The following is a 24697-nucleotide window of genomic DNA, read 5'->3' on the forward strand; positions in this document are numbered from 1 at the left end:
GAGCTGGCCCAACGCCTGCAGGCCGCGGGGGAGGCGGCGGTCGCGGCGGCGAGGTCGGCGACGGCGAGCCAGTAGGCGAAGCGAGCGGTCGCCAGCGTTTCGGAGGCGGAAGCGGACGCGGCCTCGCGGAGGTTCAGGATCAGCAGGTCGCTTTCGCCCAAGTCGAAGGCCCGCACCTCCGCGGCCTGCAGGCGTTGGGCCAGCTCCACGCTGATTTCGGCTTGTTCGATCTGTCGCCGGGCGGCCTCCAACGCCGCCACCGCCAACTGCACCTCGACGGCCGCCTTGTCCGCCGCGAAGCGTTGTTTGACGGATAGCCGGGCGAGCTTCGCCTCCGATTGCGCCGCCTTGCCGCGGGCCTTCCGACGTTGGAGCGGGACGCTGAGGATCAGCGCGGTGTCCAACTCAAACGGCTGTTTGTCCCCCTTCTTGCTGCTCAGGCCGCCGACGTCCTGGCTGACCGCCAGCCCGGCGTCCAGTTCCGGCAGCAGGCCGTTCCGGGCCTCGGAGAGCGCGACGAGCGCCTGTTCCCGCGAGAGCCGCAACGTCGCCAGTTCCGGCCGACGAGACAGCGCCTCGGCGACGAGCGCGGCCGTCGGCGGCAACGCGCCGCCGGGGCTGGGAAACCGAGCGGGCAACAGGTCGTCGCCCGGGACCAGCGGCATGCCGGACGGGTCGCGGAGATACAGCGACAGCTTGGCGGCGGACTGGCGGAACTTGCGTTCGGCGTCGATTACCTTGCTGCGGCGGGCGGCGATCAGACGATCGTTGTCCTGGAGGGCGATCTCGGCCTTTTCGCCCCGTTCGACCTGTGCTTCCAGCCCTTCGGTGCGGTTCAGGGACAGATCCAGCAGCCGCTCCGCGACGGTGAGAAGCCGGCCGGCGAGCACCCACTCCCAGTACGCCGTCGAGGCGTTGCGGACCGCATCGAGCTGGGCGGTGGCCACGGCGGGGTCGGCGGCGGCCCGCTCCAATGCGGCGACCCGCAGGGCGGCGCGTCGGGCGTCGATGCGGCGGTCTTGCAGCAACGGCACGGTGAAGCCGGCTTTGAACTCGCCGCCGTCGTTCGTCTGCCGCTCCTGATACCACGGCTCGAACTCGCCGCGGCCGATCCGGTAGCCGGCGAACAGGTCCGCCCCGCCGACCAGCGGTTGCTCCACGCCGGCGCTGTGCCGGTAGTTCTCGTAGAAGCCCAGGGGGGCGAGTTCCTGCGAACCCTTCAGCTTGGTGTCGAACGCCCCTTCCGCCTCCAAGACCTGCCCGTCCGCCAGCGGACGGCCGAGGGCCGCGTCCGCCAACAACGGATAGGTGGCGAGAACCGAGGCCGTCACGTCTTCGAGCCGCAGTTCCGGTCCCGACTCGGGGGCGGAACGCTCGTGCTCCGACGGGTTCGGGTTCGGATCGACGGCGTCGTTCCCCGCGTCGGATCGGCTGCCGAATCCCGGGGGCGTCAGTTCTGGATCGGTCTCTCCGGGAGCCGAACCGGGCGAAGCTCGCGGGAGATCGGCGCCGCCCTCTTCAGCGGCACGCTCTTGGGTGAGGAACGAAGCCGGCGTGACGCGATCCGCCGTCTGCGGTTCGGACTCTTTGGACGAAGCCAGATGCGGTGCGTGCGTCAGGCTCGCGGGCGGCGGAGCGGCGGACGTTCCGAACGTGTGCGTGGTGAGCCAGCGTCCGCCCCCGCACCCAAAGGCGCCGAGGCTGACGCCCCCCAGCAACGCCACGGCGACTGCGCGGCGCAATCGGCGGGCGGCTGGACGGGAAGGACTCACCCCGCTCGGTTCGACGCCGGCCGCCGTCCGTCGCCACGCGGTTCGACGCCGTATGTCGCAACGCCCGTCGATCGCCCCGCTTCCCTGGCCCGCCCCGTCACTTTGTCTTACCCATCTCCACAGGTTTGGGACCGGATTTCGCGTTCTTCGCGCCGGGGGGATCCGTCAGGACGGGGGGGAAGCCGTTCATGCGGCGCCACATCTCGTAGCCCAGCGCGACCTCGTTCAGCAGCACCCAGCCGTTCGCCCGCACGCCTTGCCGCAGGTACCGGTCTTCCGGCCACGGGTCGTCGTCCGGGTCGGGGGTGACGAGCACGCGGTAACGCCCCATGCCGTCGTCGATCGCGTCCACGCTGGCGATCTGTCCGCCGAAGGTGCCGACGGCGACGCTCGGCCAGCCGGCGAACTGCACGGCCGGCCAACCCTCGAACTGCAAGCGCACCTTGCGGCCCACGGTGACCAGCGGGGCGTCGTTGCCGTCCAGCCAGATCTGCACGGCGCGGTCCGCATCGTCGGGGACCAGCACGAACAGCGGATCGCCCTTCTTGACCAGTCCGCTGCCGCCGTCGGCGATCAGTTGGGTCACGATCCCCGAACGCGGCGCGAACACCTCCTGCCGTTGCTGTTTGGCGAGCTTCGATTCCGCGTCCAGCAAGTAGCTGTTCGCCTTGGCGACCTCGGCGCCGGCCTTTTGCAGGTCGCTCTCGGCCTTGGCGACGTCGGACTCGCTCTTGCGGATCTTGGCCCGCACCTCGTCCATCTTCGCCTGGAGTTCCCGCTCCTTGGCCGGGCGGAGGCTCTGCTTGGCCTGCACGGCGAGCTTCGCGTCTTCGAGGTACGCCTCGTGCTTCGCCACGTCCGCGGTGGCTCCGAGGTATTTCTGTTCGGCCTCCTGAAACTTGGCCTGCGCCGCGAAGCCGTCCTTGAAGAGGGCGAGTTGGCGATCGTGGTCCGCTTTGGCCTGGACGAGCGTCGCTTGCGCCTTGGCGAGCGCCTGCTCTTCGGCTTTCACCTTCTGCTGGGCGCCCTCGATCTCCCGATCGAGAGCGTCGAGGGTGTCCGCCAACGCCTCCTGCAGAAACGCCAATTGGCTGCGATTGCTCTCGACGACGCTCTCGGACGCGGCGACGCCCCGCTCCGCGGCGGTGCGGGCGGACTCGGCGAGCGTCACCTGATCGGCGGCCTGCTGGCGCTGCCGGTCGAGCCGGCTGAGCAGGTCCGGGTCGACGTCCGCCAATTCGACGATGAAGTCGCCTTTCTCGACCCGGGCGTTCTCGCGGATGCCGTCCGCCCACCGGGTGATCACGCCTTCGATCCGGGCCTGCACGACCTGCTGGCGGCCCTGCGGATCGTACGCGACGACCGATCCGCTGCCGGCGACGGTCTGAATCCACGGCCCCAGCAGCATCGCCACGACGACGAACGCCAGACCGACCAGCAGGGCGTGGCCGAACAGCCGGACCCGGCGACTGGATCGGACCAGACGGAGTCCGGGCAGCGCGCGGTCTCGACCGACGCGGTCGGAGAGCAGCAGGGCCGATTGATTGCGTGCGTCGGGCATCGTCGAAGGGGGCGGTTCGATCCGGATGGCTGCGGAACCGTACGCGAGCGCAGCCTAGGCGTTGGAAGTTGCGATCGGCGTGCCGTCCGGGCTCACCGCCCGGTCGCAGGCGGCGGCGATTTCGGCCCGTCGGGTGAGGACCAACGTCGTGTGCGATCGCCGACTGTGGGGAAGATCCACCGGTCCGGCGGCGGCGGCGAGCAGTCCCGCGGCGGTGTCGGCGGCGCAACCGTCCAGCAACGAGTCGATGATCAGCAGGCGCGGGCCGCCCGCCAGCGCCCGGGCCAACACCAGCCGGCGGGCGTGGATCTCGCCCAGCGGGGCGCCGCCGAACCCGAGGACCGTCTCCGCCCCGTTTGGCAGGGCGTCGACCCGATCCGCCAATCCGACCTGCTTTAACGCGGCGCGGACGTCCGCGGCGGTCACGCCGGGCCGTTCGAGGTGCACGTTTTCCGCCACGGTGCCGGCGAGGATCTCCGCCCCGCCGCCGGCCGAGGGGCCGGCCAACGCCACCTGCCGACGTAGCGCGTCCGGGCGGAAATCGCGGGGCGGCAGACCGTCCAGTTCGATCCGCCCGCCGTCCGGATCGCGGCGCCCGAACAGAACCTCCGCCAATGCGGTTTTGCCGCCGCCCGGAGGCGCCAGCACGCCGACGCATTCCCCGGGCGCCAAGCCGAGGGTGAATCGGGCTCCGCCGCGGACGCGGACGTTCTCCAGCACGAGCGAGGCCCCGTTCCCACCGGGCTGCCGGAGCGCGGCATAGGGCGAGTTCAGCGGCGAGACGGCGGCGGAGAGCGCGCCGTCGGTGCGTTCCGTCGGCAGGGCGAACAGCACGCCCAGTTTGTCCCCGGCGGCGACGAGGTCGTACCAGGCCTCCAGGTGCTTCCCGAGTTTCGAGAACGAACTGAGGACGAGCGTGACGATCAGTTCCGCCGCCACCAGTTGCCCCAGCGTGAGCTTCTGATTGATCACCAGCCAGCCGCCCAGGCTCAGCAGCGCCGTGGCCGCGACGGCCTGCAGTCCCAAGGCGAACGCCACCTGCCGGACCAGCACCCGGAAGTGCTTGCGGCGGGCGGCGAGATAGTCCGCGGTGAGGCCGTCGGCCCGGTCGACGGCGAACGCCGCCCCGCCGCCGTGCCGAAACGCCGTCGGGTTGGCGGCGAGTTCCTCCAACCACGCCGCCGTCCGGTACTTCTGCTTCGATTCGTAGATCGCCGTCGACACCGCCCCGCGGCCCAGCAGATAGGTCACGCCCGTCATCGCCGCCAGCAGGATCAGGTCGAAGCCCAGCAGATACGGGTGATAGAACGCGAGAATCCCCAGTCCGATCACGGCGCCCAACACGAGATTCAGCCCTTCCAGCAGCAGGCCGGCGGCGACCTTCTGAACCGTGACCACGTCGAAGAACCGGTTGACCAGTTCCGGGGGGCTGTGGCCCGCCATGCCCTCCGCCGTCACCCGCGGCAACCGCCGGGCGAGATCCCCCGCGACGCGCACGAACGTCCGCCGCTGGATCAGCTCGGCGACCCACACCTGCAACAGCCTGAGCGCCGCCTGGAAGGCGAGGAAGCCGAACAGCGTCGCCGCCAGCACGACCACCGGTTGGAGCAGCCGCCCGAACGCCACGGTGCCGACGAGCGTCTCGACGGCGATCGGCGTGGCGAGGTTCAGCAACGCCACGAACAGGGCGAACACCGCGATCGCCCGCATGTCCCCCCACTCGGGCCGGAACAACGCGGCCAACGTCGCGTAGGGCGAGAGATGTCCTCCATGATCGAGTTGCTGGGTCAGGTCCGCCGCGGCCCGACCGGCGACGATCCACCGCGTCGTTCCGCCGTTCGCCGCCGCAACCGGCCTGGCCGCGGCGACCAGACGTGGCGTCGTCTCCTTCCGCGTCTCCTCCGAGTCGAGCCGCAGCGTTCGCTTCCCGGCGGCGCCGGTCGCCCACCACGCCCCGCCGTCGCCCGCGTCTTCGTGAGGTAAACCCTCGTTTTCGTGAGGCAGAAACGTGACCGCGGCGGCTCCGTCGCGGACCAGCGCGGCGATCTCGGTCGGAGAGGCGTCCACGACTCGCACCGGCAGGCCCAGCGATGCGGCGGACTCCTTGACCCAACGCCACCAATATTCCCTCAGGGGGCCGGGCGCCGCACGCATGGCCTCCGTCGTGGCCCGCCGGGCTGCGGCCGGGTCCGGCGTTCGCCCGCAAAGCTCCATGAACTCCGCGACCGCCCTCCCGCAGCCGGCGGCGGCTTCGGCAGACTCCAAACGCTCCAACTCGTCCGAACCGACGGCGACCTGAAATTCAGCCGACATGAATGCGGCGACTCCTGGGGGACACGAACGGCGGGCGCGGGAGGGACCGCCGACAGTTTACCCGCTCGCTCTCGATGTCCGCATTGCGTCGAGCCGTCGCTGGGGGATCCGCCGCCCCGACGACGACGCGAATCGAACCCGCTGTCTATTGGCTCCAAGTGATCGGGGCAAGATGACCGCCGTGCGTCGCGCCGGCAAATCCAGCGTCTCGCCTCGGTCAAAGTCTCGTGAAAACCGAACCCGATCACAGGCTCGGCGAAGCCGAGGGCAGGCGGAGCGGTCGGCGGCGTTGTTCCCTCATGGATGCCGCCGCCTCTTGGCGTCGGGGTCGCCGCGGCGCGATACTGTGCTCCGCCGTTCCATGTCTGACCGTCTCGGAAGCGCTCCATGCGTCTCGCCCTCGCCCCCGCGTTTCTGTCGCTCGCGGCGTGGGCGACGTTCCTGCCCGGTCCGCTGCCGGCGTTCGCGGTTCAGGACGAGGCGCCCGCCGAAACGAGCGAAGCCAGCGAAGCCAGCGAAGCCCAAGAGGAGCCGGCCGAGTCCGTCGCCGAACCGTCGGCCGAGAAACCCGCCGCTGCCCCCAAGGATCCCGCCAAGCCCCAGAAAGACGCGACGGCTTCGACGGACGACTCCGGCGCTAAGGAAGAGCCCGCCGACGACGAAAAATCCGCCGCTGAGGGAACGCCGGCGGCTCCCTCCGTCGTGAAACGCCCCGCCGCGCCGGAGGGCGCCGCGGCGATCGTCGAGGGCGGGGCGGATCTGTTCGATGCGAACGCGGACGGCCTCTACACCTTCAACTTTCGCGGCGCGCCCTGGCCGGCGGTCGTGACCGCTCTGGCGGACGCCTCCGGCCTCTCGCTGGACTGGCAGGAACTGCCGGGGGACACGCTCAATCTCCGTACGCAACGGGCCTATACCGCCGAGGAGTCCCGCGACCTGATCAACCGCCACCTGCTCGCCCGCGGCTTCACCCTGCTGGTCGACGGGGAAGTATTGACCGTGGCGAACCTGAAGAAGCTCGACCCCGGCGCCGTGCCGGCGGTCAGTTCGGAGGAACTGGCGTCGCTGCCGCCGAATCGATTCGTAAAGTGCGTGTTCGCTCTTGATTGGCTCCCCGCCGATCGGGCCGCCGAGGAATTGAAAGTGCTGCTCTCGCCGCGGGGTACGCTCGCGGCGCTCCCGGGCAGCAATCGGTTGCTGGCGATGGACGCGGCCGGAAATTTGCAGCAACTCGCCGCCATTCTGCGTGAGGAGCAGCAGGGCCGGGGCAAAGAGCGGCTCGTCCGCCAGTTTCATTTTGAGCACGTTCGCGCCGATCGGGCCAAGGAACTGCTGGAGGAGTTTCTCGGCATCGCCCCGGAGGACGATTCGTTGCCCGCCAATCCGCAGGTGGCCCAAATGGAGATGCAGATGCGGATGCAGCAGGCGCAGATGGCGATGCAGCGACCGCCGAACGGCGGGGCCGGCGGCGCTGCGGGGGCGGGTCGCGGGCCGGGCGAGGTGCGGTTGATCGTCAACGATCGCGAGAACGCCATTCTCGCCCAAGCCCCGCCGGAGCAGATGGCGGTCATCGAAAGCAGCGTGCAAGCCCTCGACGTGCCCCGGGATCCGGCCGACGGCTTGTTGGCCCGCATGGTGATGCGGGAGGATCCGGTCCGCATTTATCGGCTGGCCCGGCTCGATCCGGAACTCATGGTGCGGTTGTTGTCGAACAGCGGCGAGCTCAGTCCGCTCACCCGCGTGGAGGTGGACGAGAAGGCGAATGCGTTGATCGTGAACGGGTCGCTCGCCGACCATCTGGTGATCTCCAAGCTTGTCGAAAGCTTGGACGGCACCGATCGCAGCTTCGAGGTGCTGCCCCTCCGCCGCCTGCCGGCCGACTACGTCGCCGGCACCGTGCGATTCATGATGGGCGTCGAGGAGGAAGAAAGCCCCGACGACGACCGCAGTTCCCGGTTCGGCTACTTCGGATACGGGTTCGGCTCATCTGCGGAGAAGGAGGAGGACGGACCCGAAGGGAAGTTTCGCGTGGATGCGGACGTGCGGAACAATCGCCTGTTGCTGTGGGCGAACCCGGTGGAACTGGGCGAGGTGAACGCCCTACTGGTGAAGCTCGGCGAGGCGCCGGCGGCTGGTTCGGACCGCCGGTCGACGCGGGTGCTGGACGTCACCGAAGCGCAGGCCGCGGAGATTCTCGAGCGGCTCGACACCGCATGGCCGCACGTCCGCGACAACCCCCTCGAACTCCCCCGAGCCGCCCCGCCCGCCGGTCCGCCCGAGAACGCCCCGCCTGAGAACGCCCCGTCGGCCCCCGACGCGGTCGAACCGCCGTCGGAGGAGGCGAACGTGACCTCCGCCGACGTCGTGCGGGTCCGGCCGGCGACGCTCCGTCAGGCGACGCCGCCGCCGGTGACGGTCCGCAGGACGCCGGACGGACGTCTGGTCCTCGAAAGCGACGACTTGGACGCACTGGACGCGTTGGAAGATCTCGCCCTCGACCTCACCCCGCCGCAACGGGAGTTCCACGTGTTTCAGTTGCAGCACGTGCAGAGCGCGGCCTGGCTCGTCATCCAGTTGGAAGACTTCTTCGACGCCGAAGGCGACGCGGAGGAAACGCTCGATTGGTGGGGCGCCCCGATTAACGTCAAAAGCGACGCCCCCGGTCGGCTGTCGGACCGGAAGCCGCTACGGTTTATCGGCGACTCCGACACCCGCACGATTCTCGTGCAGAACGCGACCCCCGCTCAACTGCGACAAATCGGGGATCTGTTGGAAATCTGGGACCAATCCCCCGATCAAAGGGGCGGATCGCTGCGGATCACGCAGCTGTTCTCGCTGAAGAGCGCCCAAGCGGAGAACGTCGCGGCGACCATCAAGGACGTCTACCGAGACCTCCTCAGCACGAACGACCCGGCCCTCCAAAAGGGAAAGGGCGACGAACAGAAGCAGCCCGCCGCTCCCGCCTATACCTACGCGTTCGGCTCGCGGAACGACGAGGGGGACGAGCAGGAGGAGGCGCCGATCCGGTTCAAGGGGCTGTTGAGCGTGGGCGTGCACGCGGAGTCCAACACGCTGGTCGTCTCCGCCAGCGACAGCCTGATGGCCGACGTGGGGGCCCTCGTCGAGGCGCTGGAGCAAAACGCCCGGCAAGCGACCGCCGCCAGCACGCTGTGGCAGGGCAGCCCGCAGGCCCGCGATCAGGTGAAGGCTCAATTAAAGAACGTCTTCGGCTCCGGCATCACGATTTCTCCCGGCTCCGCCCCGGCGTCCGCCCAGGTCGCCCCCGTCCGCACCCTCGGGACCGCGGACGACGCGAAATAGCCATGTCGCTCACTCGGGAACGGCGAAAGCCGCCCGCCGCCGGGTCAGCAAACTGACGACGATCAGCGTCAGGAAGCCGAGCGGGATCGTCACCAGGCCCGGCTGCGTGAAGGGGGTGAGGGCTCTGCTCGGGTCCAGGCCGTAGACCTTCTCGAAGGTGTCGCTGGAGAGCAGGATCCAGGCCAGCGAGGAGAGCATGCCGACCGTCACGCCGGCGATCACGCCGCGGGCGGTCGTGCCCTTCCAGAACAGGATGCAGACCAGCGCCGGCAGGTTGGCGCTGGCCGCCACGCTGAACGCCCAGCCCACCAGATAACTAACGTTCATGCCTTGGAACGCGATCCCCAACCCGATCGCGATCAGCCCCACGCCGACGCTGGCGATCTTCGCCACCCGGACCTGCTGATTCTCGTCCAGCTCGATCCCCAGGCCGTGCGTCATCAGGTCGTGCGACACGGCGCCGGCGCTGGCGAGAATCAAGCCGCTGACGGTCCCCAGCACCGTGGTGAAGGCGACGGCGGAGATGCAGGCGAACAGCCACTCGCCGAAGGCGCGGGCCAACAGCGGGGCGGCCATGTTGCTGTCGGTGGGGTCGAGGGCGCCGCTGGTCATGGCGCCCAGTCCGATAAACAGCGTCAGCACGTAGAAGAACCCGATGACGATGATGCCCACGATCGTCGATTTCCGGGCCGCCGCGGCGTCCTTGACGGTGTAATACCGAATCAGGATATGCGGCAGGCTGGCCGTCCCGCAGAACAGGGCGAGCATCAAAGACAGAAAGTTGATCTTGCCGAGCAGTTCGTCGGATTTAATATCGGCGAACTTGGGATGATTGCCGGGGGTGAGGAGGTCTTTTCCGTCCACCACATAACGCTGCGCAATGATCGTGCGGTTACCGTTGCCCCAATCGAGGATCTTCGTCGCGGTCGGAGAAATAATTTCAGCATCGTTGAACTCTCGCAGGAATTCGAGCGGCCCCAAAGCTCCCTCCGTGACCGCCTCTCCGTCTGTCGAGCCTAAGAAGACAGTGCCGCCCGCGACGCGACCCAGGATGAGCGGAGGAGCCTCGGTTTTGTTTAAGTCAGAGGCGGGTTGCCCGCCCATCGATGTCGTGCCGTCGGCATAGGTCGTTAGCGAATTGACCTCCACGAAGGCCCCCCCGCGGGCCGGGTCGTAAGCGTCAGAAAATTGGCTCGACTGCCAATACGCCTTGGCCTGTCCGTCTTCGACGTTTCTGGCGACATAATAAGTTCGATCTTTCTCAGTCGATCGGCTTGCATCGCCAGACCAGCCGTCCTCTGGCCCGACCGCCTCCCAACCGGGCGGGAGAGACTTGCGGAAACTTTCGCTCAACGTCGGTGCGGGTTCTCCAACTGACGGGACCCCTTCAAGCGTGACCGGCTCAAACCCACGCCACAGCACGCAGCCCACTAAAATCGTGCTGAATACCACCAGCAACCCGCCTTTAATAAACTGCACCCAGGTCGTGGAGACCATGCCCGCGGTCGTCACGATCGCGATCACCACCCCGCCGACCAGCGCCACGCCGGCCCAGTGCGGCAGGCCCAACAGCGGGGTGACCAGCGCCCCGGCGCCGACCATCTGCGGGATCAGATAGAACACGCTGACGGCCAGCGTGGAGAGCCCCGCGGCGATCTTGATGCCCTTGGAATTGAACTTGGCGTCGAGCGCGTCCGCGAAGGTGAACTTGCCGAGCCGCTTCATCGGCTCGGCGATCACGAACAGCGCCACCACCCAGCCGGCCAGAAAGCCGATGCTGTAAAGGAAGCCGTCATAACCGTAGAAGGCGATCATCCCGCAGATGCCCAGGAAGCTCGCCGCGGAGAGATAATCTCCCGCGAACGCGACGCCGTTGACGAACCAGGGGATCTGCCCGTGGGCGGCGAAGTAGCCGCTGGCGCCCTTGGTGCGTTTGCCCAGCCACCAAGACAAAATCAACGTCCCGGCCACGAACAGCCCGAAGATGACGACGGCGGTGAGGGAGGCTTCATGCTGCATAACGGCCGCATGGTGATCGTCGGGCGACGCCAGGACGACCCCGCCCGCTTCGTCCGCACCGAAACATTCCTATGCGCGACGCCGCCCGCCCATTCAGGAGCGTTCGCGGCTGTATCGACGAGGTCAGGTGTTCACCGAGGGGCCGCCCATTCCGAGAAAACTTCCACCGGGTCCGCATCCTCCGCGAGGACCCTCTCCGCGGCTGCCAGCCTGGCCTCGACCGCAGCCCGATCGTCGAGGTCCTTTCTCTCCGGTAGCCGCCGCAGATGAAACGCCGCGGCGAAGAGGTCCTCGTTCGCCTCCGCCTCCGCCTCCGCCTCCGCCTCGGCGGCGACGTCGGCGTGGCCGCGTTCGCCGGTCGTGGCCCGGCGGGCGGCGTCCTCGAACCACACAGATCGACGCCTGCGTCGTCACGGATCAGAAGGACCTCTCTCCGCACTGGAACGACTCTCAAGAGGCCGTCGGCGGTTTGACGCCGCTGCTCGACCGAACCGGGCGGGAGTTCGCCGGCGAGGCGTCGGCTGATCTCTCCCCTGGAGCATTTTTATCTGGCTTCTCGCGCAGCGGCGGAGGGCGTCGTCGCTTGGCGGCGTCCTGTTTCCGTCCGAGCCGACGCATGAGAGCCTATTCCCAAGGCCTGCGGGATCGCGTGCTGGCAGACCGCGACGCCGGCGATCCGACCGCGAACGTCGCCGCCGCGACCGCGTCAGCCCGGCGTGGGTGCGGCGGCTGATGCAGCGACGCCGGGAGACCGGCGAAACCTCCCCCCAGCCCGCGCCGCCGCGGGTCGCCAAGCTCACGCCGCACCTCAACCGGCTGCGGGCGCTGGTGGAGGAGAAAGCCGACCGCACGCTGATCGGGTTGCGGGCTCTGCTGGACGTGGACTGCTGCCTGGCCACATTCACAACGAACCGCGGCGGCCGGGGCTGAGATAAAAAAAAAGTCGGTGAGGGCCGCCGAGCAGAACCGCCTGGACGTGGCCGCGAAGCGGTTCCTGTGGAAGGTCGGCATGGTCCGACTGCCGATCGAACGGCTGCTATTTCTGGACGGAACATGGTTCGGGACGAACAGGCCCGCCTGCGGGGACGGAGTCCGCGGAACCGGCGGCTGGTCGAGTTCGTGCCGCACGGCCACTGGTAGACGGCGACGTTTTTGTGCGGGCTGCGAGTCGGCGGGGCGGTCGCCCCTCAGGTGGTAAACGGGGCGATCAACGGCGAACTGTTTCGCGGCTGGGTCGAGCGCCATCTCGTGCGGGAGTTGAGACCGGGCGATGTGGTCGTCATGGATAACCTCGGCAGTCACAAGGTGGCCGGCGTGCGGGCGGCGATCGCAGCCGCCGGGACGCAGGCTCTGTACCTGCCGCCGTATGCGCCGGACCTGAACCCGATCGAACTGGCGTTCAGCAAGCTCAAACAACTGGTCCGCACCGCGGCGCAGCGGACGGTCGCCGGACTGGAGCAAGCGATCGCGGCGGCGTCCGACCTGCTCACCCCCACCGACTGCCGCAACGACTTCGCTCACTGCGGCTACACGCTACGGACAGCGTGAAAACGCTCTAGGACCGGCTTGCCGGCCGGCGCTGGGGGATGCGTTCCAACAGGCCGTCGCCGTAGAGGGCGTTCAATTGAAGATGTTCCAAGTGGACGTAGCCGATGTGGCAGCCGCAGACGGCGTTGGGGCAGGGGGCCGCGGAGCGTGCGGCGGGGAACGTGCCGTCGTGCAGGTTGCCGATAATCCGATCGACGAAGTGGCAGCGCCGCACGTCGCCGCTGGCGTCGACGGTGAAGACCTCCGAACCCGTCCGGCAGGCCCGGCCGCGACTGGGGTGATCCGTGAGGTTCGTCGGGAACTGCGGGTCGATCCGCGTCAGCGCCTCGACTAACTCGGCGGCGTCGTGGCCGGGTTCGTCCTTCTCCGCATTGACCCACAAATACACGCCCGGCCGCAGGTCGGCCCGCAGGGCTTCGATCTCCGGCAGATGCTCCCGGCGACCGACGACGCCCACGCTATATCGCACCCCCAATCTATCCAGCACGGCGAGTCGTTTTAAAAACGAGTCGCGTTCCGTCTGGCCGGGGTGATAGGTGCACCACAGGGCGGCGGTCGCGGGGTCGGCCGCCGCGAGCCACGTCGGGTTCACCGAAAGGTTCGTTTGCACCGCGACCCGGCGGACGTGCGGCAGGTTCGACAGCGTCACCACCGCGTCCCGATACCACTTCCGCACCAACGCCTCGCCCCACGGGGTGAACAGCAGGGAGAGTTCGTCGTCGGTGCGGTCGGCGACCCACTCGACGAACCGGTCCAGCCCCGCCCGGTCGGATTTCAGCTCGGCGGGGGACTCCCAATGCTTGGCGAAGGGGCAATAGGGGCAGTCGTAATTACAGCTCGACAGCGTGCCGCGATAGAGCAGCGTCAGGTTCATCGCACCGGCCCTTCCGCCATCAGCCGGTTGATGCGCTCCGAGTACAGCCACGGACCGACCGCGTCGGATCGCTCCAGCCCGGCCGCCGTCGGCTTCAACTGATCGCCCTCCCAGCCGGCCAGCCCGCGGTCGATCAGTTCGGTCAGTTGAGGCAGGTCGTCGAGAGGCGCCGAACCGAACCGCGCGCGATACGCGGCGGCGTCCAGCCCGTCGCGTTGCAACACGCCCTGCAGCACGAATCGGCGCCGACGGTCCTCCGCCGAGAGTCGATGCCCGTGCCGGGCGGCGCCGAAGTCGGCGGGGTCGCGGTTCACGTAGTCCGTCAGAATCGCCCGCACCCCGGCCCGGCCGACGGCGTATTCGGTCGAGTAATGCAGCGGGCCGGCGTACGACCGGGCGCCGCAGCCGAGGCCGACCATCCCGTCCGACTGACAGTCGTACGCCGGACCCGCTTCGCCCTTGTTCGGCTGGGCGAACATCCGCAGCGAATGTTGTTCGTAGCCCGCCTCGAATAATCGCTCGCGTCCGGCCCGGTAGGCGGCGAGGCGGCCGTCGTTCGGTTCGACCCGCGTCTTGCCCAGCCCGGTCAACTCCCGAACGTATAAGGGGTAGAGATAAATCTCCTCCGCGTCCGTGTCGATCGCTTCGTTCACGGACGACAGCCACGAGTCCAGCGACTGCCCCGGCGTGCCGTAGATCAGGTCGAGATTGAGGATCGGGAACCCGGCGTCGCGGACGAACCCGATCGCCCGATGCACCTCCGCGGTCCGCTGTGGACGGCCGAGCCGCTTGGCCTCCGCGGCGTCGAACGACTGCACGCCCAAACTGAGCCGGTCCACGCCCCACGCCCGCAGCATGCGGGCTTTCTCCGCGGTCAACGTCGCCGGCGAGGCTTCGCAGGCGGCGGGCAGCCGGCCGGCGTCCGACCCCAGCACGTCGCCCAGCAGGGCGAGCAGTTCGCCCAATTCTCCTTCGTCCAGATAGGTCGGCGTTCCCCCGCCCAGGGCGAGGCGGGCGTAGCGGGCCTCCGGCAGGGCGTCGCGGAGGGCGTTCGCTTCGCTTCTCAACGCCTCGAGGTACGGAGCGACGAGATCGGAGCCGCTGTTCGCCAGGGTGAACAGATTACAGAACCCGCACCGCACCTCGCAGAACGGCAGGTGGGCGTACAGGAACAGTCCGTCCCGTCGTTCGTCCGCCCAAGCCTCCGCCAGCGGGATCGGCGGGTCCAGCGTGCGATACGCGGACTTGTGCGGATAGCTGTAGGCGTAGCCGACGAACGGGCTTTGACCCGCATCCAGCGGGTGGGGCGGCGGCGGATTCGGTCGCGAGCCGTTCATCATCTCGGGAACCTCGGGGCCGAACGAGGATCGGCGTACCAGCCCGACGCGCAAGCGTCGGCCGTCGGCGCAGCCGCCGGATCGTCAGAGTAGTCCCCTCGCTTCGCTCGTGGGCCGGAGCTTGCGCTCCGGGCTGGTATTCTCACGTCGGCTTCCATCACGGCTCCCCTCCTTCCAAGACGAACTCCGCGTAGGGGACGGTCCAGACGACCTCATGGGCGAGCCGGTGTCCAGCGTACCCGTCCTCGCCGTACGCCGTGCCGTGGTCTGAGCAGAGCACGCACAACGCCCCGCCGCGGCCGCGCAACGTCTCAAACAGCGGCGGCAGACAGCGATCGACATACGCCAGCGCCGCCGCCTGCGTGGCGGGGGAATCCTCCGTCGCCGTCGTTCCGTCCGGCCCGGACGCAAACAGGCAGTTCGGTTGATGAATCGCGGAGACGTTCAGGAACAGCAGCGCCCGCCGGTCCTTCGGCGTGCCCGCCAGCAGTTCGCAGGCGAGATCGACCTGCACCGCGGTCGAGTCCGGCCCGGTCACCCCGGTCGCCTCCGACCAATAGCTCTCCCCGAACAACCCCGGCAGCGTCCGGCAGAGGGGCGAACGCTTATTGAAGAACCCGACCCCGCCGAGGCAGAACGTGCGGTAACCGCGGGCGGCGAGGGCTTCGATCCACGTCGGCTCCTCATAGACGAACGTGCGGGCGCCGGTCGTCTCGCTCCCGGCGAACCGGGCCGCGAACAGGCGTTCGTGCGATTCTCCGTCAGCGGCCGGCTCGGCCGGGGTGGGCAGGAAGCCGGCGAAGAAAGCGTGATGAGCGGCGTAGGTGAAGCTGCCTGGGGAGTGCCGACGCTCCCAACGACCGCCCGGCAACAGTGCCGCCAAATTCGGCGTGCGACCGTCGGCCAGAGCGCCCGCGGCCACGTCGTACCGCAGCGTGTCGAGCGTGACGAACAGCACGTCCCGCCGGCCGATCTCGCGGTTGGCGTCGATCATCGGGGCGCTCGTCGGTTCAGTCCCACTCGATGTCGTCCTTGTGCGCGTCGACGAACGCGAGCAACGCCTCTTCATCGGCGACCATCGATCGCACATGGGCCTGGAACCGCCGCATCTTCTCCACGTTCTCCGGCGAATAACTCATATAGGCGGCATACGACCCGGCCTCGGGGTCGGTCTCCACCTCCGCCATCAACTCGGGATCCTTACGGTCGACGTAGAAGCGGATCAGCGCATCCCAGTTATAGCCGTTCATATAGGCCTCCTCGCACCGGGCGTTGATCCGCTCCCCGAGTTCGAACAGTCCGTCATGCTCGTTATAGACGCAGACGGACACCGAACCGTGATCCGGCATCTCAAGCAGTTTGATGCTGTCGTCGTACATCGCAGCGACTCGGAGCGAGGATGGGGGGCGGGGGAGAACGGCCGGGCGGCGGCTCACGTCTCCACCAGCGGGGCGTAGTCGTTCGGGTTGTCGAAGCCGGCGGTCCAGGCGATCGCTTGGCGGCAGGTCTTCGTTTTCGGGGGCACCCGCAGCACGTAGCGGCCGCCGGTGGAGGGGCAGCGGACGGCGACGACCACCAACGGCTCGTCGTCTTCCAGTTCCACCCGCAGCAGCCGACGCTCGCCGCCGGGGTCGGTATCCGTGTCCAGCACCTTCGCGTCGGCCTCCTCAATGAGCCGATCGAAGCCGATCCGCTCCATCTTCACCCGCCGCAGCTCCGCGTTCGGCTCGGCGAGGCATTCGGCGGCGGTGATCTCCTCCGGTCGGAAGGCGATCCGTTCGTCGATCGTCACGCCCCGCCACCGCAGACCCACGCCGCGCCCCCCATCCCCACGCAGCGACGCCGGCAACCCGGTCAACCGCGTGCCGCCCACGTCGATCCAAGAGGTCACCTCCAGATCCCCGGGCAGTTCCCGAATCCCCACGCAGCCAGCCAGATCAAGCTGCGACACCGTCCCCAACCAAGGCGGCAGCGTGCGGAACCCGATGCAGTCCCGCATCCGCAGTCGGCCGACGGACAGCTCGCCCGTCGCCGGCCATTCCTCCAGTTGCATGCACCGGCTCAGATCGAGGAACGACGTGGACAACCCCTCCGGCAAACGCTCCAGCGCCGTGCACCCGCTCAGATCCAGCGACCCGGCCCGCAGCCCGTCCGGCAGCCGTTGCAGGTGGACGCAGTTCGACAGGTTCAGTCCGAATCGCACCGACAGGCCCGGCGGCAGTTCTTCGACATCCGTCCCGGAGAGATCGACCGAGCGATACTCCGTGTGCGGCTGCAGGTCGGCGGGGGCGGTGACGGTCTTCATCGGCTCGGCGGACGGGGGCGAACGAAAAGGAACTCACCAGGACGGCATCAGGCCGTACCAACCCGAAGCGTCAGCGAGGGCGTCGGCCGCAGGACGGCGTGCTCCGCACGCCGGATCCCTCGCTGACGCTTCGGGTTGGTAAGTCGATAGCGCGGGAAGACGTCAGTCGATTACCCGCCGGATCGCTTCCGGCGAGTATTCCCGTTGAATCCAAGACCGATAGAGGCCCGGCTTCAGCTCGATCGGGCCGTGTTCCTCATGCACCAGCGTCGCCTTCTCGCCGGTCACTTTGAGGAACAGATCGCCACCGCCGGTCGTTGAAGAGGGGGCGGTGAATAACTCCGCGACGCCCCGCTCTTTGATGCGGTGGCAGTGGCCGGTCGATTCGCCGCGGGCCAGCGTGACGTGCGGGAGCTTCCGCACGCCGTCCGGCAGGCTCTCGACCGCTTGCAGAAACACGTCTCCATGTCGCCACATGGCGCCGCTCCGTTCAGATGGGATTGGGAGATTCGTTCGCGAAAAACGCCCGGCCCCGCCGCTTGAGGCCGAACGTGGACGAGTGTACCGTAGCCGCCCGTCGCCGCAACATCGATCGTGTTTGATCCGAGCCGTTTTCGGCAACTCTCTCCCGAACCCTCTTTCCCCTGACGGAAGGCGAGCCATGTCCCCCACGGACGATGCGGAATCGGACGACGGCGCGCTGCTCACGAGCGACGAACACGTCACGGAGTTCTTCGGTCTGCCCGTCCAAGAGTACGACCCGGATAAGGGCATCTCCGGCGACGACGCGGTGCGGATCGGCTGCGATTGGGACTCGCAGGAGGGGTTCGCGGACCTGCTCGCGAGCCTGCTTGAAGACCCGGAGGCCGCACGGATCACGGCGCTGATCATCGGCCCGTGGGCGGACGCCTTCGAGGGGGGCAGTTCCGAAGCGACCGTCGAGGCGCTGGTCGCCTCGCGCGATCAGTTGCCGAACCTTAAGGCGCTCTTTCTGGGGGACATCATCCAGGAGGAGACGGAGATGTCCTGGATTAATCAGTGCGACGTCTCGCCGTTGTTCGGGGCGTTCCCGCAGCTGGAGGAGTTTCGCGTGCGGGGGTCGCAGGACCTCAGCCTCGGTCGGCCGTCACACGACAATCTGCGGGCGCTGACGGTGGAGTGCGGCGGCATGCCGGCGACCCTCGCCCGGGAGATCGCCGCCGCCCGACTGCCGAAGCTGGAGCGGCTTGAACTGTGGTTCGGGGACGACGGCTACGGCAACGAGGTGACCGGCCGTCACTCCGATGAGCCGCTGATCGAACTGCTGGACGCTCCGCTGATGCAGGGACTGACGCATCTAGGCCTGCGAAACGACGACGGGGCCGATTCGACCGCCGCGGTTCTCGCCGGTCGACCGCGGCCGGGGAAGGTGACGACGCTCGACCTGTCGCTGGGCACGCTGGGGGACGAGGGAGCCGATGCGTTGGCCGGGGCGCCGTGGATCGGCGAGCTGGAGAAGCTCGACATTCGTCACCACTTCGTCAGCCCCGCCGCGGTCGAACGCCTGCGGGCCGCCCTCCGTTCGCCGGACGCGCTCGACGCTCGCCACGTTCAGGAGGCGTATCAATACGGGGACGAACCGCCGGAACGCTACGTCGCCGTCGGCGAGTGAGCCGGGACGGTTTGATCGACGATTCGACCGAGGACGCGACCGGCGAACCGCCCCGGCGGTGGGCGCTGATCGGCAACCCGGAAAACCGCCGGGTCGCGTCGTTTCAACAGGCGCTCGCCGACTGCGGCGAGCCGCCCCCGCTCCTGTTGCCGTGGGTCGATCTGCTCTCCGGGCGACGGTCGATCGAGGAAGTCCCCCCTGGGGCCGTGCTGCGGATTGATTCTCCCGGCGAGAACTTCGCCGCCGAACAGCGCCTGCTCGCCGCCGGGACGGGCGCCGCGGAGGCGGAAGACTCGCCGACGCTCGCCGGCCGGGCGCTGGCCGAACTCGTCGAGGACCGCGGGCTGATCCTGCATCCCCGGCAGTGGTTCCTGGGCCTGCGGGAGACGCTGACGGAGTGGAACCGCCGGCTCGCCGGGCGGGGCGTGTATTGGACGGCGCCCGCTGCGGGAATCCTCTGCATGTTCGACAAGATCGCCTGTCAGAGACGTCTCGCCGCCGCCGGCGTGCCGGTTCCTCCCGCCGTCGTCTTCAACGGGGAGCCGATCGGCGGGTTCGATGAACTCGCGGAGCGGATGGCCCCCGGCGATCGCGTGTTCGTGAAGCTCGCCCACGGCTCCTCCGCCAGCGGCGTGGTCGCGGTGCGGCGGGGACGCGGCGCGGGCGAATGGTCGGCGATTACCTCGGCGGAACTCGTCCGCGAGGGCGAAGAAATTCGATTGTATAACTCGCTGCGGGTGCGCCGTTATTGCGATCGGGAGGACGTGCGGGATCTGATCGACGCGCTGGCTCGGCACCGCGTGCATGCGGAGCGGTGGCTGCCGAAGGCGTCGCTGGGAAGCCGGGCGTTCGATTTACGAGTCGTCGCGATCGCCGGGGAGCCGCGGCACACGGTCGTCCGAACGGCCCGTTCGCCGCTGACGAACCTGCACCTCGGCGGGCGCCGGGGCGATCTGGCCGCGGTCCGTCGCCTGTGCGGACCGGAGCAGTGGACCGCGATCGAAGCGACCGTCCGCCGGGCCGCCGCGGCGTTCCCCGACACGCTGACGATCGGCTTCGACGTGCTCATCGCCCCCGGCGGCCGATCGCACGCCGTGCTGGAGGCGAACGCCTTCGGCGACCTGCTCCCCGGCGTGCTGCACGACGGGCAGGACGCTTACGCCACGCAGATCGCCGCGGTCGCCGGGCGGTAAAGGACGAGGGCGAACCGCGGCCGGCGGTCAGTCGACGCCGAAACGGAACTCGGTGCGGCTGGTCAGCGTGTCGCCGGGTCGCAGGATCGTGGAGGGGAACGCGGGTTGATTCGGGCTGTCCGGGAAGTGCTGCGTTTCCAGACAGAACCCGCCGCGAAAGATGTACGGGCGGCCCGATTTGCCGGTCAGTCGGCCGTCCAGAAAGTTGCCGCAATAAAATTGCAGGCCCGGCTCGGTTGTATAGACCTCCAGCGTGCGGCCGGCGGTTGGTTCGACGACGCGGGCGGCCCGCCGGAGTTCGCTGGGAACCGCATCGCCGCGGTTCAGGACGAAGTTATGGTCGTAGCCGCCGCCGAACCGCAGTTGTTCGTCGTCCGTATCGATGTCCTGCCCGATCGCCTTGCCGTCGCGGAAGTCGAACGGGGTGTCGGTGACGGGGGCCAGTTCGCCGGTGGGAATGAGCGTTTCGTCCACCGGGGTGAAGCGGTCGGCGTCGATCGTCAGCTGGTGGTCGAGGATCGTCCCGTCGCCCTCGCCCTTTAAATTGAAGTAGGTGTGCTGGGTGACGTTGACGGGCGTGGGGGCGTCGGTCTTCGCCTGATACGCGACGATCAGTCGGTTGTCGTCGGTCCATTCATAGGTCACGGAGACGTCCAGGTTGCCGGGGTAGCCCTCTTCGCCGTCTTTCGCCCGATACGTCAGCCGCAGGGCCCGCTTTCCTTTCCCCTCGACCGGGGCGACGTCCCAGATGACTTTATCGAACCCGATCACCCCGCCGTGCAGATGGTTGGGACCGTTGTTCGTCGCGAGTTCGTAGGTTTCGCCGTCCAACTCGAACGTGCCGCCTGCGATCCGGTTGCCGTACCGTCCGACGACCGCGCCGAAATACGGTTTATCGACGGCGTTGGTATACGACTTCAACTCGTCGTAGCCCAGCGCCACGTCGGCCAGATTTCCGTCGCGGTCCGGCACGACGATCGAGGTCACGATCGCTCCGTAATTCGTGATCTTCACCGACGCGCCGGACGGATTCGTCAGCGTATATAATCGCACGGAGTCAAAGTCGTCCGTCGTCACCCCGGCGGGGTCTGCCCCGATCGGGGCCAGGGCGAGCAGCAGGGCGAGCGAGGCGGTCATCGGGGCGAGCGTTCAGGGAATGGAAGGGGCGAGCGTCGACGATCTTACTGAACCGCGGGGCGCGCTGGATCACCGCGGGGAGCGCTGGAGCCTGAGGAGCGGTTCGTCATTCGACCCGGGCGTCGGGGGACGTTTCCCCGGGGCGTTCCCGGGAAGGCGTGTCCAAGCGGTGCATCTCCCGGACCGGCAAGCCGATGCCGCCGTCGATCAGCAGGGAACTGCCGGTCATATATTCGCTGGCCGGGTCGCATAAGAACAGCACGCCGCGGGCGATTTCCTCCGGCTTGCCGAGCCGCCCCCACGGCAGTTCCGAACCCAACGCGGAGAGTTTGTCCTCGTGGAAGAACTTCCGTTCGCCGGGCGTATCGATCCAGCCGGGATGCACGAGGTTCACCCGGATCCGATGTTCGCACAACTCCGTCGCGGCGGTGCGGGCCATCTGGTCCACGGCGGCCTTCGCCATATTATAGGCCATCGCGCCAGGGATCGGTTCCCAGCTATGCGGGGAGCTGACGAACACGATCGACCCCGCGGTCCGGTCGGCGATCATCCGCCGGGTCGAGGCCCGCAGCAGATGGAAGGCGCCCCACATCGTCACGCGGATCGTGCGTTCGAAGCCGTCCATGTCGGCTTCGTGAAAGCGTTCGCGGTCGCTGTAGGCGGCGTTGGAGACCGCGATCTCCAATCCGCCGAACTCCTCGGCGGTCTCCGCCACGATGCGGTCGATCGCGTCGCGGTCGCCGACGTCCGCGGGGGCGAGGCGAACCCGTCCGCCGAACTCCCGGCAGCGCTCGGCGACGCCGCGGGCCTCGTCGCCCGCTTCCAGATCGTTGATCGCCACGTCCGCCCCGCCGCGGGCCAAGGCGACGGCGATCGCCGCTCCGATGCCGCGGCCGGCCCCGGTCACGAGCGCCCGCTGCCCGGCCAACGGACGGGGGGCGGACGAGCCGGGATTCGCTCTGGGGCCGGGGTTCGTACCAGGATGAGGGGAACCCTCAGTCATGCCGGGGGGATACGGAAGGCGGGGAAGCGGGGGGAGCGACTCGCCGAGCCGCCCCGGCGACCGACCCGTCGCCAAGGCCTCCATCATCGGTCTCCTACGACAAGTTGTCAAACCCCGGACGGCTGGGCCGTTTGTCTTACATCTCTCCTACAAACTCGATTTTTGTAAATCGAGCGCCCCCACACGCCTCGCGACCGTCGCATTGCTTCGGAGCAGGCCGGCACGACTCGACTCGAAGACATATTGTCAGAAACGTATCGCGGCGATCCGAGCGACAGGATTCGAACCTGCACTGACGCGAGCTTAAATCGCGTGCCTCTGCCGGTTGGGCTACGCTCGGTTCGTGGATGAAGCGCGAGTTCCACCGATGTGTTGAGTTGAGACCGGAGCGTGAGCTCCGGCGGCGCCTCGGTTCTCCCGGCTGCGCCGACGGCCGGAGCTTGCGCTCCGGTCTCACCGGGCGAGCCGGGGGACGGACACCGCCGTCGCCGCGGGGTTCGCCGTCGGTCGGTTCACCTCGATCAATTGCGTCCGCGATGGACGGGACGCCGATCGGGAGACAATGTCGCGTTATGAACGACGCCGTTTCCCCGCCGACCACGACCGGCCGCCGGACGTGGCGACTGCTGCGCACGCTGGCCCTGCCGTGGATCGTTTGCGGGGCGGCGCTGTGGGCGCTGGTGGGCCTGACGCCGGACCCCGCTCGCCGAATTCCAAACCGCGATCTTGCATCAACAGGACTTGTGGTTTCCTTATCGACCGATGAGCCGTTCACCGCGAACCCAGCAGACTTGATTGCGATTTGGAACACTCAGGCATGGATCAAGCATTATTACGAGGATGTCGATCGTGCTCCCGTAAAAGGGACCGCTACTCTTGGCGTTTTGTGGAGCGCCGGAGCGAGTAGCCCAGGAAAGTTCCTAATGGCACGGGTAGGCCTGTGGTGGCTGATCCCGTTCCCGCTGCTGTGGTCCGGCTTCCACCTCTGGCGGTGGGTTCGCCGGATGACTTAGCGGCTGTCTCAGAACTGTCTCACCGAATACCAGCCCGACGCGCAAGCGTCGGCCGTGCGTGGTTTCGATCCCCTGTGCGGGGCGATGCCGTCGGCTGCGCCGACGGCCGACGCTTGCGCGTCGGGCTGGTATTAAAACAGTTTCTTAGCGGCGTCGTCCGGAGAGCGATCGCCGCCGCGGCCCCTTCGGTCACTGGGATGAGACCGGAGCTTGCGCTCCGGTCTCACTCGCCTCGCCGTCCGAACGCAACGTTCAGTTCACGCGGCGTGACTACTCGCGGTTGTAGCGGATCGTGATGAAGGCGAACGGCGCCAGCACTTCGCGGTTCACCGACTTCTGTTCGACGGTGAACTCCTCGCCGCGACCGATCTCCTGATCGCCGAACCCTTTGGTGCCGCCTTTGGTGGGGGTGAGGGGGAGGAGGGCGTCGGAGACTTGCAGGTGCAGCACGCCGATGCGGCCGCTCGCCTCGCGACCCTGCGAACTGGCCGCCCCGGCGCCGTACTCGACGACGGAGAACGCCTGATAATTGTTCGGGCCTTCCATCCGCAGGAACCAGCCGGGGATCTCGCTCGTCTGGCCCGACTCGAAGATATAATGCGGGCCGACGGTCAGCTTGCCGTCCGCGTCGCGGTGGGCTTTGTCGGCGAAGTGGAAGCTGTTCAACCCGTCCAGCGAGGCCTTCACGGCGATCTCGCCCTGGGATTTGTTATGAACCCGCAACTGGCAGACCTCGCCGGTTTTTAAGTCGACGAACGCCTTCCCGTCGATCAACGTGATCGGTCGCGGGCGGAGCTCGCCGATCGCCGGCCCGGCCAACACCTCGACCTGCACTTCGCTGTCCTTGGACGGGGCGACGCGGGTGCCGTCCAGCACGACCGTGGTGGGGTTCTCGTCCAACTCTTCCAGCTCCGCGCGGCGTTCGGTTTTCTCGGCGGGCGTTTCCTCGCGGTTGGAGGAACCGGCGCCGGCGTCGGCGATCTCGCCGCTGATGCCGATTACCTCGGCGACCTCGTCGGTGGCGTCGATCCGCAGGGGGATCTCCGCGATCGCTTCGGCGAACTCCAGTTCGATCACCTCCGCTTTCACTTTGACCACTTTGCGGCCGGCGAACTGGGGTTCGCGGCTCTTGGCGAAGGCGTAGGAGCCTTTCACCTCATAAACGGCGTTGTCGGCCACGACGGTCGCCTTGGCCGCTTTGAGCGCGGTGCGGAGCGACTCTTCCAGGCCGGGGCCGAAGTTCGCTCCGCTGAGGCCGACCGGGGCGAACTGGCCGATCTGCACGGACTTCCCGTCCGCCACCTGGGCGACCTTCGCGGCCAGCGCCGTGCACTGATCCTGCACGGTGGCCTTGCTTTGCGAGGTGTCCAACGGGGCGGCGTGGGCGCCGGTCGCCGCGACGGTCAGGGAGAGCCACCCGACGAGGGCGGCGGGAATCGATGAGCGAGCCATGTCGAAGGGGCGTGTGAGGGGGAGGGCGAGTGAAACGGGCGGTGGATGTGTCTCCCCTCTCCCTGGAGGGAGAGGGGCCGGGGGTGAGGGTGACGAGCCTTCACACGCCGGCGTTCTTAGTTTGAGCGATGGGCGATCAGAGCGGCGGGGTCTTGAAAGGCGATCGAGCGGTTTCAGCCCCCTCACCCCCGACCCCTC

The 24697-nt window shown here is 68.2% G+C and carries 18 protein-coding genes, 1 tRNA gene and 1 pseudogene; 5 read left to right on the plus strand and 15 right to left on the minus strand.

Annotated elements, in window-relative coordinates; all coding sequences use genetic code 11:
* From LzC2_RS11560 to LzC2_RS11570, 3 genes are all read right to left on the minus strand, one after another.
* Positions 1 to 1772, minus strand: a 1772-nt coding sequence (locus LzC2_RS11560; protein WP_206678671.1) for a TolC family protein, incomplete at its 3' end; no start/stop codon positions are given.
* 97 nt (positions 1773 to 1869) lie between these two features.
* On the minus strand, positions 1870 to 3333 hold the full coding sequence (locus tag LzC2_RS11565) for an HlyD family secretion protein (protein ID WP_171187049.1): 1464 nt from the start codon (positions 3331 to 3333) through the stop codon (positions 1870 to 1872).
* A gap of 54 nt (positions 3334 to 3387) precedes the next feature.
* The gene (locus tag LzC2_RS11570) at positions 3388 to 5646 is read right to left on the minus strand and encodes an ATP-binding cassette domain-containing protein (protein WP_206678672.1); all 2259 of its coding nucleotides are present in this window, start codon (positions 5644 to 5646) and stop codon (positions 3388 to 3390) included.
* A gap of 387 nt (positions 5647 to 6033) precedes the next feature.
* Here LzC2_RS11570 and LzC2_RS11575 point away from each other — a divergent pair, with 387 nt between their 5' ends.
* Positions 6034 to 8967 carry a secretin N-terminal domain-containing protein gene (locus LzC2_RS11575; protein ID WP_171187051.1) on the plus strand — a complete coding sequence of 978 codons (2934 nt, stop codon included), beginning with the start codon at positions 6034 to 6036 and terminating at the stop codon, positions 8965 to 8967.
* 9 nt (positions 8968 to 8976) lie between these two features.
* Here the strand turns inward: LzC2_RS11575 and LzC2_RS11580 are convergent, their stop codons facing one another.
* Complete coding sequence (locus tag LzC2_RS11580) at positions 8977 to 10986, minus strand: solute symporter family protein (RefSeq protein WP_171187052.1); 2010 nt, start codon at positions 10984 to 10986, stop codon at positions 8977 to 8979.
* Positions 10987 to 11117: 131 nt separating this feature from the next.
* Positions 11118 to 11378, minus strand: coding sequence for a hypothetical protein (locus LzC2_RS11585; protein WP_171187055.1), 261 nt, complete (start codon positions 11376 to 11378; stop codon positions 11118 to 11120).
* A 224-nt stretch (positions 11379 to 11602) separates the two neighbouring features.
* Here LzC2_RS11585 and LzC2_RS23040 point away from each other — a divergent pair.
* Positions 11603 to 12534, plus strand: a pseudogene (locus tag LzC2_RS23040) (IS630 family transposase).
* A 7-nt stretch (positions 12535 to 12541) separates the two neighbouring features.
* On the opposite strand, the gene LzC2_RS11600 reads toward LzC2_RS23040, so the two are convergent.
* The 6 genes from LzC2_RS11600 to LzC2_RS11625 form a co-directional block, all read right to left on the minus strand.
* Entirely contained in the window at positions 12542 to 13408 is an 867-nt protein-coding gene (locus LzC2_RS11600) for an STM4011 family radical SAM protein (RefSeq protein ID WP_171187062.1), read from the minus strand.
* Positions 13405 to 14745 carry an STM4012 family radical SAM protein gene (locus LzC2_RS11605; protein WP_171187085.1) on the minus strand — a complete coding sequence of 447 codons (1341 nt, stop codon included), beginning with the start codon at positions 14743 to 14745 and terminating at the stop codon, positions 13405 to 13407. The genes LzC2_RS11600 and LzC2_RS11605 overlap by 4 nt, the downstream gene beginning before the upstream one ends.
* A 157-nt stretch (positions 14746 to 14902) precedes the next feature.
* The gene (locus tag LzC2_RS11610; protein ID WP_171187064.1) at positions 14903 to 15739 is read right to left on the minus strand and encodes an STM4013/SEN3800 family hydrolase; all 837 of its coding nucleotides are present in this window, start codon (positions 15737 to 15739) and stop codon (positions 14903 to 14905) included.
* 16 nt (positions 15740 to 15755) lie between these two features.
* Positions 15756 to 16124 (minus strand): Imm51 family immunity protein, encoded by a 369-nt coding sequence (locus LzC2_RS11615; RefSeq protein WP_171187066.1) that lies wholly within the window; start codon positions 16122 to 16124, stop codon positions 15756 to 15758.
* 53 nt (positions 16125 to 16177) lie between these two features.
* Positions 16178 to 17050, minus strand: a complete 873-nt coding sequence (locus tag LzC2_RS11620) for a DUF6745 domain-containing protein (protein WP_171187068.1) — start codon at positions 17048 to 17050, stop codon at positions 16178 to 16180.
* A 162-nt stretch (positions 17051 to 17212) separates the two neighbouring features.
* The gene (locus LzC2_RS11625) at positions 17213 to 17527 is read right to left on the minus strand and encodes a hypothetical protein (protein ID WP_171187071.1); all 315 of its coding nucleotides are present in this window, start codon (positions 17525 to 17527) and stop codon (positions 17213 to 17215) included.
* Positions 17528 to 17711: 184 nt separating this feature from the next.
* Between LzC2_RS11625 and LzC2_RS11630 the strand changes: the two genes are divergently transcribed.
* A complete protein-coding gene (locus tag LzC2_RS11630; RefSeq protein WP_171187073.1) occupies positions 17712 to 18701 on the plus strand; it encodes an STM4015 family protein in 990 nt (329 codons plus the stop codon).
* Positions 18698 to 19894: an STM4014 family protein gene (locus LzC2_RS11635; protein ID WP_206678673.1), complete on the plus strand. Its 1197-nt coding sequence runs from the start codon at positions 18698 to 18700 to the stop codon at positions 19892 to 19894. Before LzC2_RS11630 ends, LzC2_RS11635 begins: the two co-directional genes overlap by 4 nt.
* A 27-nt stretch (positions 19895 to 19921) precedes the next feature.
* On the opposite strand, the gene LzC2_RS11640 is transcribed toward LzC2_RS11635, so the two are convergent.
* The 3 genes from LzC2_RS11640 to LzC2_RS11650 all read right to left on the minus strand — a co-directional run bounded on the left by LzC2_RS11640 (position 19922) and on the right by LzC2_RS11650 (position 22374).
* The gene (locus tag LzC2_RS11640) at positions 19922 to 21031 is read right to left on the minus strand and encodes an aldose epimerase family protein (protein WP_171187075.1); all 1110 of its coding nucleotides are present in this window, start codon (positions 21029 to 21031) and stop codon (positions 19922 to 19924) included.
* Positions 21032 to 21137: 106 nt separating this feature from the next.
* On the minus strand, positions 21138 to 22034 hold the full coding sequence (locus LzC2_RS11645; protein ID WP_171187077.1) for an SDR family NAD(P)-dependent oxidoreductase: 897 nt from the start codon (positions 22032 to 22034) through the stop codon (positions 21138 to 21140).
* 266 nt (positions 22035 to 22300) lie between these two features.
* Positions 22301 to 22374: transfer RNA gene (locus LzC2_RS11650), tRNA-Leu, on the minus strand.
* Positions 22375 to 22606: 232 nt separating this feature from the next.
* On the opposite strand from LzC2_RS11650, the gene LzC2_RS11655 reads away from it, so the two are divergent.
* Positions 22607 to 23047, plus strand: a complete 441-nt coding sequence (locus tag LzC2_RS11655) for a phosphatidylserine decarboxylase (RefSeq protein ID WP_171187079.1) — start codon at positions 22607 to 22609, stop codon at positions 23045 to 23047.
* 270 nt (positions 23048 to 23317) lie between these two features.
* Here the strand turns inward: LzC2_RS11655 and LzC2_RS11660 are convergent, their stop codons facing one another.
* Positions 23318 to 24499 carry a hypothetical protein gene (locus LzC2_RS11660; protein WP_171187080.1) on the minus strand — a complete coding sequence of 394 codons (1182 nt, stop codon included), beginning with the start codon at positions 24497 to 24499 and terminating at the stop codon, positions 23318 to 23320.
* Positions 24500 to 24697: the final 198 nt, after the last annotated feature.

This window comes from Alienimonas chondri, assembly GCF_013036045.1.
Lineage (GTDB): Bacteria > Planctomycetota > Planctomycetia > Planctomycetales > Planctomycetaceae > Alienimonas > Alienimonas chondri.